The 12,523-nt window shown below is 70.0% G+C and carries 8 protein-coding genes and 1 pseudogene; all 9 read right to left on the bottom strand.

Annotated features, from left to right (window positions below; translation table 11 throughout):
- Positions 1–2: 2 nt before the first annotated feature.
- A complete protein-coding gene (gene lipA / locus DEW08_RS25825; RefSeq protein WP_109332748.1) occupies positions 3–950 on the bottom strand; it encodes a lipoyl synthase in 948 nt (315 codons plus the stop codon).
- Positions 947–2,025: pseudogene (locus DEW08_RS25820) on the bottom strand (2,3-butanediol dehydrogenase). The gene lipA and the pseudogene DEW08_RS25820 overlap by 4 nt, the downstream one beginning before the upstream one ends.
- A gap of 64 nt (positions 2,026–2,089) precedes the next feature.
- Positions 2,090–2,875 (bottom strand): glucose 1-dehydrogenase, encoded by a 786-nt coding sequence (locus DEW08_RS25815; RefSeq protein ID WP_109332747.1) that lies wholly within the window; start codon positions 2,873–2,875, stop codon positions 2,090–2,092.
- 56 nt (positions 2,876–2,931) lie between these two features.
- Complete coding sequence (locus tag DEW08_RS25810; protein WP_109332746.1) at positions 2,932–4,065, bottom strand: acetoin dehydrogenase dihydrolipoyllysine-residue acetyltransferase subunit; 1,134 nt, start codon at positions 4,063–4,065, stop codon at positions 2,932–2,934.
- A 16-nt stretch (positions 4,066–4,081) separates the two neighbouring features.
- Positions 4,082–5,119: an alpha-ketoacid dehydrogenase subunit beta gene (locus DEW08_RS25805; protein WP_109332732.1), complete on the bottom strand. Its 1,038-nt coding sequence runs from the start codon at positions 5,117–5,119 to the stop codon at positions 4,082–4,084.
- Between the two features lie 35 nt (positions 5,120–5,154).
- Positions 5,155–6,138: a thiamine pyrophosphate-dependent dehydrogenase E1 component subunit alpha gene (locus tag DEW08_RS25800; protein WP_109333447.1), complete on the bottom strand. Its 984-nt coding sequence runs from the start codon at positions 6,136–6,138 to the stop codon at positions 5,155–5,157.
- A gap of 35 nt (positions 6,139–6,173) precedes the next feature.
- Positions 6,174–7,226: an ATP-NAD kinase family protein gene (locus tag DEW08_RS25795; RefSeq protein WP_245986998.1), complete on the bottom strand. Its 1,053-nt coding sequence runs from the start codon at positions 7,224–7,226 to the stop codon at positions 6,174–6,176.
- Positions 7,227–7,424: 198 nt separating this feature from the next.
- Positions 7,425–9,416 carry a sigma-54-dependent Fis family transcriptional regulator gene (locus DEW08_RS25790; RefSeq protein ID WP_109333445.1) on the bottom strand — a complete coding sequence of 664 codons (1,992 nt, stop codon included), beginning with the start codon at positions 9,414–9,416 and terminating at the stop codon, positions 7,425–7,427.
- 116 nt (positions 9,417–9,532) lie between these two features.
- Positions 9,533–12,472 (bottom strand): calcium-binding protein, encoded by a 2,940-nt coding sequence (locus DEW08_RS25785; protein ID WP_168220520.1) that lies wholly within the window; start codon positions 12,470–12,472, stop codon positions 9,533–9,535.
- Positions 12,473–12,523 lie beyond the last annotated feature (51 nt).

Genomic DNA, 12,523 nt, shown 5'->3' with positions numbered 1-12,523 from the left:
CGTCAGGCCGGAAGCCCGTCGGCCGCCGGCGCCGCCTGGGCGCGGCGCGCCCGCTGCAGCTCCATGAAGTCCCGCCCGGCATGGTAGGAGGACCGGGTCAGGGGGCTTGCGGAGACCATCAGGAAGCCCTTGGCCCGCGCGACACTCTCATACTCCGCGAACTCCTCCGGCGGGGCATAGCGCACCACCGGATGATGGCGCGGCGTCGGCCGGAGGTACTGGCCGATGGTCAGGAAATCGACCCCGGCCGCCCGCAGGTCGTCCATCACCTGCAGCACCTCCGCCCGCTCCTCGCCCAGCCCCAGCATGATGCCGGACTTGGTGAAGGTCTCCGGCTGCCGCTCCTTCACCCGGTCGAGCAGCCGCAGCGAGTGGTAGTAGCGCGCGCCCGGCCGGACGGTGCGGTAGAGCCGCGGCACGGTCTCCAGATTGTGGTTGTAGACGTCGGGCCGCGCATCGGCGACCGCCTCGATGGCTCCGGCCTTGTTGCGGAAGTCGGGGGTCAGGATTTCGATTGTCGTGGCGGGGGAGGCGGCGCGGATCCGCCCGATGCAGCGGACGAACTGCCCCGCCCCGCCGTCCTCCAGATCGTCGCGGTCGACAGACGTGATGACGACGTGGCGCAGCCCCATCTCCACCACCGTCTCGGCCAGCCGGTCGGGCTCGTGGGGGTCGAGCCTGTCCGGCCGGCCGGTCGCCACGTTGCAGAAGGCACAGGCCCGCGTGCACACGCTGCCCAGGATCATCACGGTCGCGTGCCGCTTGCTCCAGCATTCGCCGATGTTGGGACAGGCGGCCTCCTCGCAGACGGTGTGCAGCGCCTTGCGGCGGACCAGCGCGCGGGTGTCCTCGTAGGTCCCGCCGGCAGGCGCGCGGGCGCGCAGCCAGGACGGCCGGTCCGCCTGATGGACCGGCCCGGACAGGGTGGTTGCTGCGGGCGCGGCCGTCATCCCGCCATCTCCATCAGCTCGGCCGGGCGGACGATGATCTTCACGTTGCGGTCCTTGTTGTGGACCAGCTCCTCGAAGCCGCTGGAGACGATCTCGTCCAGCGTGATGCGCCCGGTGATCAGCGGCTGGACGTCGAGCCGCCCGTCGGCGATGAAGCTGATGACGTCGGCGAATTCGCCGTTGTAGGCCAGCGAGCCGATCACCTGTTTTTCCGTCGCCACGATCTCGAAGAAATTGAACTCGCTCGGCTCCTCGAAGATGCCGACCAGCACGGCCTTGCCGGCCTTGCGGATCACGTCGAGGGTGAGCTTGGCGGTGTTGCGGTTGCCGATGCACTCGAAGGAGACATCGGCGCCGTAGCCGCCGGTCAGCGCCTTCACCTCCGCCACCGCGTCGCATTCCTTGGGGTCGAGCACGACGGTGGCGCCGACCTCCATGGCCTTCCGCTTGCGCGCGGCCGACATCTCCAGGACGATCACCCGCCCCGCGCCGGCCGCCCGCGCGCACATGATGGTGCAGAGCCCGATCGTGCCGGCGCCGACCACCACCACCGTCTGCCCGACGATGGAGCCGGCCTTCTTCACCGCGTGCATGCCGACCGCCAGCGGCTCGATCAGGGCGCCGGCCTCGGTCGGGAAGCCCTCCGGCAGCTTGTAGAGAAGCTCGGCCGGAACGTTGACGTAGCTGGCGAAGGCGCCGTTGTTCATCAGCCCGGTGAAGGCCAGCTTCTCGCAGATGTTGTACATGCCGTGCTTGCAGTAATAGCAGGTGCCGCAATGCTGGCAGGCGTCGGCCGCCACCCGGTCGCCCACGGCGAAGCCCTCGACCCCCTCGCCCAGCCGGAGGATCTCGCCGCTGAACTCGTGGCCCAGGATGCACTGCCCCTTCAGGCCGGTCAGCGGATGGGGCTGGTCGACGGGGATGAAGACCGGGCCGGCGACATATTCGTGCAGGTCGGACCCGCAGATGCCGCACCAATGCACCTTGATCTGCACCCAGCCGGCGGGCGGGGGTCGGGCAGCGGCACCTGCTCCACGCGGATGTCGTTGCGGCCGTGCCAGACGGCGGCCTTCATGCTGGTCGCGATGCTCATGGCGTTTCCTTCCAGGTGTTTTTTTATCGGATGGGAGGTCCTGCGCTCAGACGAAGACCATGCCGCCGTCGACCATCAGCGACTGGCCGGTCATGAAGTCCGAGTCCGACGAGGCGAGGAAGCGTGCGACGCCGACCAGATCCTCGGGTGCCGACGGCCGTCCCAACACGGCCCCGGCGGCGAACATGTCGAAGGCCTCGTTCTCGGTCCTGGTGAGGCCGGTGTCGCGGAAGCCCTGGTCGATGATCTTCCACATCGGCGTCGCCACCACGCCGGGACAGATGGCGTTGGCGGTGATCCCGTCCTTGCCGAAGGCGCGGGCGGCCGCCTGGGTCAGGGCGACGACGGCGAATTTGCTGGCGGAGTAGTGGGCGAGCGGCTCGTAGCCCTGCTTGCCGGCGATCGAGGCGGTGTTGACGATCTTGCCGCCGCCGCCCTGGGCGCGGAAGGTCTTGATCGCCTCCTGCATGCCGATCAGCACGCCGAGCGCGTTGACGTCGGTGACGGTGTGCCAGTCCTCCTCGGTGATGTCGAGGAAGGGCTTGGTCTGGGCGATGCCGGCGTTGTTGAAGAGGACGTCCAGCCGTCCGTGGGCCTTGACGGTCTCGTCGATCATCCGGCGGACCGCGGCGCGGTCGCGGACGTCGACGGCGACGGCGATGGCGGTGCCGCCCTCGGCACGGATGGCGTCGGCGACCTGCCGCGCGTCCTCCCCCGTGATGTCGGCGATGGTCAGCCGGGCGCCGTCGGCGGCGAGCGCGCGGGCGATGGCGGCACCGATGCCGCGGCCGGCCCCGGTGATGGCGATGCACCTGTCCTTGAGGTCTGGCATCAGAGGTCTCCTGCGGCCGGCGCGCGGGGCGCCGGCCTCCTGGGAGGTGGAAGGGATCAGATGGCTTCGGCGATGTGATCCTTGACGAGGGCGTTGACCTTGCCGGCCGCTTCCATCTGGACCATGTGGCCGGCGTTCGGGATCACCTCCACCCGCGCCGCCGAGCCGAGGCCGGCGGCATGGGCGGCGGGGATGACGCGGTCCTTCTCGCCCCACACGACCAGGATGGGGATGCCGGTCTCCGCCAGCTCCCCGGCGAGCCGGTCGGCCTGCCGCCCGCCCTCGAACAGCGCGCCGGACAGGGCGCGCAGCGCGCCGTCCACCCCATCGAGCCGCTTGTACTTCAGCAGGTCGTCGACCATCTGGCGGCTGACCAGCCCCGGATCGGCGAACAGGATCTCCAGCACCGGCTTCAGGTCGCGCCGGGACGAGGCCTTGACGAAGCCGTCGATGTAGTCGCGGTTGACCTCCTCCCCCAGCCCGGCGGAGCAGATCAGCGAGAGGGAGCCCACCCTGTCGCGGGCGTCGAGTGCCGTGCGCATGGCGACCGCCCCGCCCATCGAATGGCCGACGAGATGGGCGCGCCCGATGCCGACCGCGTCCATGAAGTCCAGCACCGCCCGCGACAGGCCGGAGAGCGACGGGTCGGCCAGCGACTTGGCCGACTGCCCGTGCCCGGGCAGGTCCAGCGCATAGACGGTGGCGGTCTCCGCCAGCGCGTCGATGGTGAACAGCCAGTTGTCGAGGTCGCCGCCGAAGCCATGGACCAGCAGCACCGTCGGCTCGCCCTCGCCGCGCCTGGCGTAGCGGATGGAGCCCGCCGCCGTCTCGACGAACTCGTAGCGCGGACCGGCGTCGGCGCCCTCCCCGTCCTCGTCGCCGGACGGCGCGGCGTAGCCGGCGATGAAGGCGTCGATCTCCTCGTCCGGCACGTCGGGTTCCGACAGCACGGCGATCAGCGCCTTCACCGGATAGATGTTGCCTTCTTCACCCAGCACGCGGCGCAGGATGCCGGTCTCGCCGGCCTCCACGACGTTGGTGATCTTGTCGGTCTCGACCTCCAGCAGGTCGTCGCCCAGCTTGACGGTGGCGCCCGGCTGCTTCAGCCAGCCGGTGACCTTGCCTTCCGACATGGACAGGCCCCATTTGGGCATGACGATGGGCTTGATGCGCTCGTTCGACAGGGACATGAACTCGGCTCCGGATTCAGGCGGCGATGGTGCTGCGGGACTGGCCGGCCGGCTCCAGCGTCCGGCGGGCCGCCGCGGCGATGGCATCGGCGCTGGGGATGTAGAGGTCTTCGAGGACGGGCGAGAAGGGCACCGGCGTGTGCGGGGCGGAGACCATCCGCACCCCCGCCTTCAGCGCGCCGAAGGCGTTCTGGCCGACGAAGGCGGCGATGTCGGTGGCGAGGTTGCAGCGCGGATGCGCCTCGTCCACCACCACCAGCCGTCCGGTGCGCTCCACGCTGTCGATGATGGTGTCCCAGTCGATGGGCGACAGGGTGCGCAGGTCGATCACCTCGGCCTCGACCTTCTCGCGCGCCAGCGCATCGGCCGCGTCCATGGCGCGGTGGACGGTCAGGCCGTAGCTGACGATGGTGACGTCGTCGCCGTCGCGCAGCACATTCGCCTCGCCGAAGGGGATGGCGTAGGACTCGGCCGGAACCTCCGTCTCCAGCCCGTAGAGGTTCTTGTGCTCGCAGAACAGAACCGGGTCGTTGTCGCGGATCGACTGGATCAGCAGCCCCTTGGCGTCATAGGCGTTGGAGGGACAGACGACCTTCAGGCCGGGAATGTGGGTGAACAGCGGGGTCAGCATCTGCGAGTGCTGGGCCGCGGCGCGGAAGCCGGCGCCGACCATGCCGCGGATGACCACCGGCGTCTCCGCCTTGCCGCCGAACATGTAGCGGAACTTGGCCGCCTGGTTGAAGATCTGGTCGAAGCAGACGCCCATGAAGTCCATGAACATCAGCTCCGCCACCGGGCGCAGGCCGCAGGCGGCGGCCCCGATCGCCGCCCCGATATAGGCGGACTCCGACAGCGGCGTGTCCATCAGCCGGTTGCCGTGCTTGGCGTAGAGCCCCTTGGTGACGCCGAGCACGCCGCCCCAGGCGTCGTCCTCGCCGGGCGCGCCGGTGCCGCCGACGATGTCCTCCCCCATCAGGATGACGGTGGGATCGCGGCGCATCTCGAGGTCCAGCGCCTCGTTGATCGCCTGCTTCATGCTGATCTTGCGCGACATGGTGTTTCCTCCGGTCTCGCGGACCTTTATCGGTCTCAGTAGGTGACGTAGACGTCGGTCAGCAGGTCGGCCGCGACCGGCTGCGGCGCCGCCTTCGCGCAGCGCACCGCGTCCTCGATCAGGGCCGCGACCTCGCGGTCGATGGCCTGCAGCTCGTCGCGGGAGACGACGCCGGCCTCGGTCACCCGCTCGCCCAGCAGGGTCAGGCAGTCGCGGGTGGCGCGCAGGTTCTCCACCTCGCCCTTGGCGCGGTAGGTCTGGGCGTCGCCTTCGAAATGCCCGTAGAAGCGGACCATGTTGCATTCGAGCAGCGCCGGGCCACCGCCTTCGCGGGCGCGCCGGATGATCTCGCCCGCCGCCTCGTACACCGCGAAGAAGTCGGTGCCGTCGACCGTGACGCCCGGCAGACCGAAGCCGGTGGCGCGGTCGATGTAGCTGTCGCAGGCGACCGCCCACTCCATCGCGGTGGATTCGGCATAGCCGTTGTTCTCCACCACGAAGATGACCGGCAGGTTCCACACCGCCGCGAGGTTCATGCTCTCCAGGAAGGTGCCCTGGTTGGAGGCGCCGTCGCCGACGAAGGTGATGCCGACCCCGCCGTCGCCGCGCACCTTGGCGGCCAGCGCCGCACCGCAGATCAGCGGCGCCCCGGCCCCCAGGATGCCGTTGGCGCCCATCATGCCCTTGGACAGGTCGGCGATGTGCATGGAGCCGCCCTTGCCCCGGCAGGCGCCGGTGGCACGGCCGTAGATCTCCGCCATCATCTCGTGGACGTCGACGCCCTTGGCGATGCAGTGGCCGTGGCCGCGGTGGGTGGAGGCGATGCGGTCGTTGTCGTTGAGGTGCATCATGATGCCGGTGGCGCAGGCCTCCTCGCCGGCATAGAGGTGGACGAAGCCGGGGATGTCGCCCTTGGCGAAGTCGATGTGCAGCCGCTCCTCGAACTCGCGGATCGTCCGCATGGTCCGGTAGGCCTGCAGCAGGTCCGCCTTGCTCAGCGGATAGGGGTTGTCGGTCACGGTCGTTTCTCCCATGCGATTGTTCTTGAGGGGGGTCAGAGCGCTGCGGCGACCGGCGCGGGTACGCCGGCCAGCAGCCTGTTGAGGGCGGCGTGCCGCATGCAGCCGCCCACGTCCACGGTGCGGAATGCCTCGTCCCGGAGCGTCAGGCGCACCCGGTCCCGCACCGAAAAGGAAATCTCCCGCTCGCCGTCGAGCGCGATGGAACCGGCCTTCGCCTCCGGCAGGAAGGGCACGCCGGCCGGCATGCGGCGCCAGTCGGTGACGCCGATCCGCGCCATCAGGCCGGGGGCGATGGGTGCCTGCAGGACGATGCCCTCCGCCCGGCTGTCCGCCGGGGCGAGGCGCAGCATCAGCCCGCCGCTCTCCCCGCGCTCCACCGGCTCGACGAGGCCGGCGATGGCCGACATGCCGATCACCTGCGGATCGGCGAAGGTGACGTAGAGCTCGCGGAAGCTCTCGGGCCTCCACAGCGCGCGGGCGCCGACATAGCGCTCGGTCACCAGAGCCACGTCGACCAGGGCGATCTCCGGCTCGTCCGCGTCGTTGACCGTGACGTCGATGCGCTTGTTGGCGGCGAAGGCCACCGGGGCCGGGATGAGGCCGGTGACGGCGAGCCCGGTGGCGAGCCCGGTGATGGTCGGCTCGCGGTGTTCGGGAAAGGCGTTGTTCGTGCCGGTCGAGATGCCGGCGACCGGCACGGCGCCGCAATGGGCGACCACCGCCCGGTGCGTGCCGTCGCCGCCCAGCACGACGATGGCCGAGACGCCGAGGCGCCGCATCTCGGCCGCCGCGCGGTGGGTGTCGGCGACGGTGCCGGTGACCGGCATGTCCAGGCGGCGCAGCGCCGGATAGGTCGCCTCGCCCCGCAGCCGGGCGCGGGTGAGGCCGCGCTCGACATGGCTGCCGATGCCGCCCTGTTCCGGCATCATCACCGCGTCCTCTATGCCGCAGGCCTTCAGGGCCGCCAGCACCCGCAGCACGATGTTGGCGCGGTCGGCGATCTGCAGGCCGGCCGCGTTGGCGACGACCCGGCGGATGTCCCGGGCGGACACCGGATTGGCGATGATCCCGACGACCGGAGCCACGATGCACTCTCCCTCGATCCTGCGTTTCGGGGGTACATCAGCAACTGCCGTGCCAGATTGTTCGTTTGATGAACTGTCCAGGACTCCCAAGGCCTTGCCGGGGGAGCCGTCGGGGACGCCGGCTGTGGCGGCCGCATCACCTGTTGCATCGCCTGTGGCAGGGGCCATGCAACAGGTGTTGCAGCGGAGCGCGGCGCCTCAGGACTGCCGGTGCGGCGCGACGATGCCGTAGCGGCGCATCTGCCGGTGGATGGTGGAGCGGTCGACCCCCAGATCGCGGGCGGCTGCCGATACGTTCCAGCGGCGGCGGCGCAGCACCTCGCGCAGCCGCTCCGCCGGCTCCTCCTCCCCGTGGCGGGAGCAGTCCGCGGCGGGAGGATCGCCGGCCGGCCAGGCATCGAAGGCGCCGCTGTGCTGCACCGGCTCGGGCAGGTCGGCCAGATCGATCGTGCCGTCGTCGCAGACGGCGCAGGCATAGTCCAGCGCGTTCACCAGCTCGCGCACGTTGCCGGGCCAGGAATGGGCGCGCAACGCCGCCAGCGCCGGGGCGGCGATGCTGTACTCGACGCCGTCATGCCGGCTGCGCTCCGCCAGCAGACGGTCGATCAGCCAGACGAGGTCGCCTCGCTGGCGCAACGGCGGCAGGGTGAAGACCGCGCCGTTCAGCCGGAAATAGAGGTCGTCGCGGAAGCGGCCCGCCTTGACCAGATCGACGAGGTTGCGGTGCGTCGCGGCGATCACCCGGACGTCGACGGACACCGCCTTGGTCCGGCCGATCGGGGTCACCTCGCGCTCCGCCAGCACGCGCAGCAGCCGGGTCTGCGAGGACAGCGGCATGTCGCCGATCTCGTCGAGGAACAGCGTGCCGCCGTCCGCCTCCAGGATCAGCCCTTTCTTGCCGCGGGCGGTGGCGCCGGTGAAGGATCCCGGCTCATAGCCGAACAGCTCGCTCTCGATCAGCGCCTCGGGCAGGGCGGCGCAGTTGACGGCGATGAAGGGCTTGCCGGCCCGGACGCTGGAGCGGTGGAGCGCCTTGGCGAAATGCTCCTTGCCCGTGCCGGTCTCGCCGTGGATCAGCAGGCTCATGCGCGTGTTGACCAGCTTCGCCGCCCGCGCCAGCACCGCCTTCAGGGCCGGATCGCCGCCGGACACCGCGCGCAGCGGCGGCGGCAGTTGCGGCTCGTCCGCCGCCTGCGGCCGGGGAATGAGGACGGCCGGCGGCGGCATCGCCTGGATGAACAGCGGGGTCCCGCTGCGCCGCAGCCGGATGGTGCGCTGATCGGTCGGCAGCGAGCGGACGAACCGCACCAGATCGTCCACCTGACAGTCGAAGAAGTCCGAGAAGCAGCGGCCGAGCAGCCCCGACCGGTCGGGCCCGCCCGGAACGGCGCTCGCCTGCCCGCCATCCCCCTGCCCGCCCTCCTCGGACGCCAGAAGGCGGGCTGCACGGCTGTTGAAGCCGATGATGCGTCCGCCGCCGTCCAGCGCCAGCACGAAGTCGGGATCGACCTCCGCGAACTCGTGCGAGGCGGAGAGCTTCACCACCCACTCGCGCCGGAAGTTGTTGTAGAGGCTGGCCGTCTCGATCTTGTGCGCATAGGCCCGCACGAGCTGCAGCGCCAGATACTGGCTGATCTTCGGTTCCGGCGAGCGCAGCGCCGAGATGTCGAGCACCGCCGCCAGCTCGCCCCCGCTGTGGAAGATGGGGGCGGAGGTGCAGGTCAGCGGGATGTGGGTGGTGTCGAAATGGTCGGACTGGTGGACGGTCAGCGCCTCGCCGGTGGCGATGCATGTGCCGACCGCGCAGGTGCCGGCCCGTCCCTCGTTCCAGTCGGCCCCGAGATAGAGGCCGGCGCGCCGCAGCCGGTCGTCGATGTTGGGGTCGCCGATGAAGTCGACGGTAATGCCGTTGTGGTCGGTCAGCAGCAGCACATAGCCCATGCCGGCGACCTGATGGTACAGCGACTCCAACCCGAAGCGCGCCATGCGCAGGAACTCGTCCATCGCATCGCGGTGCAGGCGCAGATGCTCGTTGGGCAGGATGTAGGCTTCGCGCCGGATGGTGGGGTCGAGCTTGTAGTCGGAGACGCAACGGCGCCAGGAGTCCGTGATGATGCCGTCGCGCCTGGAATCGCCGCCTTCGGATACGCGCACCAGCTCGTCGATATGGGCCGCTTTCGCGTTCTCCATCATCGTTTCCTCCCGGACAGATCTTCCGTACGATCGCCCAATTGTTTATGGGGCGAGCGTAACCGCAGCCCCCGTCCGGGGCAACCAGCGCGAAAGTACGACGCGGACCGGCCGCGTCATGGCGACGGCGTGGCGCCGGCCCCGGCGGCGGCGAACACGAAGTCGCTGCCTTCGGTGAAGGACGGCGCGCCTTGGGACACCCCTGTGACGTGGAGCCTGGAGCCGTCGCGGAAGGACAGCTCGGCAGTCCAGGAATAGCTGTCCGCATAGCGCGGGAACGGCGTGACCTTGGTGACGGTGACCGGGGCGGTCAGATCGTCGTGGCTGTAGCCCTGGAAGACGATCCGGTCGGTCTCGTCGTTGAAGCCTTGCAGGCTGTCGTCGCCGAAGCCTCCGCCCTCCCGCGCGAAGAGGAACAGGTCGCCCTCGTCGGCGAAGTTCACCGTGTTGCCGTCGGACGGCGACCCGCCGGCATCGATGCGGTCGTTGCCCCGCCCGCCGATGATCGTGTCGTGGCCGGCCCTGGCGGGCTCGGTCCCGTAGCCGACGATGTCCAGCAGGTCGTCCCCATCGCCGCCGTCCAGCAGATCGTCGCCGTATCCCCCGATCAGGATGTCCCGGCCGGCCATGCCGAGAATCACGTCGTTGCCGCTGTCGCCCCACAGCGTGTCGTTTCCTCCCATTCCGTTGATCGTGTCGTTGCCGATGTCGCCGTTGAACTCGTTCTCGCTCGAACTGCCGACGAAGCGGTTCGCCAGCTCGTTCCCCTGGCCGCCGCTGAAGACGCCGGGGACCGGCTCCTGGACGATCAGGTTCTCGACATTGGCATCGAGCCGCCACCAGCCCTTGACATGGACGGTGTCGATCCCCTCGCCGCCCCGTTCGCGGATGATGTCCTGGGGCGTCCAGGTATCGAAGCGGGTGTCGCTGCCGTTGACCCAATAGACGTCGTCGCCGGCACCGCCGATCAGGCTGTCCATATCCGTGTCGTCGCCGGCATAGAGCGTGTCGTTGCCGGTCCCGGCCAGCAGCGTGTCCATACCCTGGCCGCCGCCCATCAGGTCGTTGCCCGCACCGCCCTCCAGCGAATCGTTGCCCGCCGCCGCCCAGATCGTGTCGTTGCCGTCCTGCCCGTCCAGCCAGTTGTTGCCGCCGTTCCCCGTCAGCCGGTTGCCGAGGCCGTTGCCGGTCGCCGACCCGTTGGAGTCCGCTCCCTTTTCCTGCAGGGTCAGGTTCTCCAGGTTCGCTCCCAAGGCCCAGCCGTATCTGGCGAAGACGGTATCGATGCCCTCGCCCGCCGCCTCGACGACGGCGTCCTCCGGGCCGTTCACCCAGAAGCTGTCGTTGCCGGTGCCGCCGACCAGCCGGTCCGGGACGGCATCGTCGCCGGCGAAGAGCACGTCGTTGCCGGCACCGCCCTCCACCGTGTCGGTGCCGCCGCCACCGCCCAGCGTGTCGTCGCCGGCCAGGCCGAGGATCCATTGCGATCCCGCCGACCTCCAGATGGTGTCGTTGCCGTTGGTGCCCTCGACCCGTTCGACCGCCGCCGGATCGGACGGGGCGGCGCCCGGCACGGCCGCGGCGATACCGCCGGGCGACGGGGCCTCGGCCACCGGCGCCGCCTGAATGGGCCGGCCGCTTTCGCTGAAGACGTAGTCGCTGCCCTCCGTGAAGGACGGCACGCCCTGCGATATGCCGGTGACGTAGAGCGTGGAGCCGTCCTTGAACGCGACGTTGGCGACCCAGGACAGGGCCCCGGGATAGCGGGAATAGGGCGTGATGTCCGAGATGAGCACCGGACCGTCGAGGCTGTCGGGGCGATAACCCTGGAAGACGATGAGGTCGTTGCGATCGTTGAAGCCCGCCAGACGGTCGTGCCCGAAGCCGCCGTCCTTGGCCTCGAAGATGATCAGGTCGCCGGCGTCGGCGAAATCCACCTCGTCCGACTTGCCGGGGGTGCCGCCGCCGTTCAGATCGTCGTCCCCCTTGCCGCCGATCAGCGTGTCGCGGCCGGTGTTGACGGCGTTGAAGTCCGGACTGATGCCGAGACGGTCGTTGCCGTCGCCGCCGTCAAGCAGATCGTCGCCGGAGCCCCCGTCGAAGAAGTCGATGCCGTCCCGGCCGAGAAGGACGTCGTTGCCGGCGCTGCCCTGCAGGATGTCGTCGCCGCCCAGCCCGTCGAGCGTGTCGTCGCCTTCCCTGCCCAGCAGCCAGTTGCCGTAGGAGCTGCCGACGAGCCGGTTGGACAGGGCGTTGCCCCACCCGGTCAGGCCGTCATAGGGATCGCCCTCCTGGATGATCAGGTTCTCGGTGTTGTCGCTGAGCCACCAGGAGCCCTCGGAAATGACGGTGTCGATCCCCTCGTCGGGCTGCTCCACCGTGTAGTCGAGGTGGTCGAAGGGATCGATCCTGCCCCTGACGTAATAGAGATCATCGCCCGGGCCTCCGGTCAGGAAATCCCAGGAGATGACGTCGCCGGCGCGCAGCGTGTCGTTCCCGGCGCCGCCGCGCAGGCTGTCGCTGCCGGACCCGCCGTCGAGCAGGTCGTTGCCGGCGCCGCCCTCCAGGGAATCGTCGTCCCGGCCGCCCCACAGCGCATCGTTGCCGTCGAGGCCGATCAGCGTGTCGTTGCCCAGAAGGCCGAACAGCGCGTTGTCGCCGCTGTTGCCGGTCAGGCGGTTGGACAGGGCGTTGCCGGTGGCGGTGCCGTTGGCCGACGCCCCCTTCTCCTGGAGGGTCAGGTCTTCCAGATGGTCGCCGAGCGTCCAGCCATATCTGGCATGGACGGTGTCCCGGCCCCCGCCGCTGTATTCGACGATCGTGTCTTCCGGCCCGTTGACCCAGAAGGCGTCGTTGCCGGGCCCGCCGATCAGCCGGTCGGGATCGCCGTCGTCCCCGCCATAGAGCAGGTCGTCCCCGCTGCCGCCGTCCACCGTGTCGGTGCCGCTGCCCGGCCCCAACGTGTCGTTGCCGGCGAACCCCAGGAGCCACTGCGACCCTGCCCGCCGCCAGATCCTGTCGTTGCCGCTGGTGCCCTCGACCCGCTCGACCGCCATCGGACTGTCCTCCTGGCCCATTCCGGGAGCATGACCGCGGTGGCGTCCGTC

Source organism: Azospirillum thermophilum, assembly GCF_003130795.1.
Taxonomy (GTDB): domain Bacteria; phylum Pseudomonadota; class Alphaproteobacteria; order Azospirillales; family Azospirillaceae; genus Azospirillum; species Azospirillum thermophilum.
The sequence above is the reverse complement of the archived record's forward strand: the minus strand, read 5'-3'. Positions and strand labels throughout refer to the sequence as shown.

Coding starts and splice junctions, on each gene's coding strand:
- DEW08_RS25805 (WP_109332732.1), bottom strand. CDS start 5,119: ATGTCGCGCAAGATCAGCATGAAGCAGGCGATCAACGAGGCGCTGGAC.
- DEW08_RS25785 (WP_168220520.1), bottom strand. CDS start 12,472: ATGGCGGTCGAGCGGGTCGAGGGCACCAGCGGCAACGACAGGATCTGG.
- DEW08_RS25815 (WP_109332747.1), bottom strand. CDS start 2,875: ATGCCAGACCTCAAGGACAGGTGCATCGCCATCACCGGGGCCGGCCGC.
- DEW08_RS25810 (WP_109332746.1), bottom strand. CDS start 4,065: ATGTCCCTGTCGAACGAGCGCATCAAGCCCATCGTCATGCCCAAATGG.
- DEW08_RS25790 (WP_109333445.1), bottom strand. CDS start 9,416: ATGGAGAACGCGAAAGCGGCCCATATCGACGAGCTGGTGCGCGTATCC.
- lipA (WP_109332748.1), bottom strand. CDS start 950: ATGACGGCCGCGCCCGCAGCAACCACCCTGTCCGGGCCGGTCCATCAG.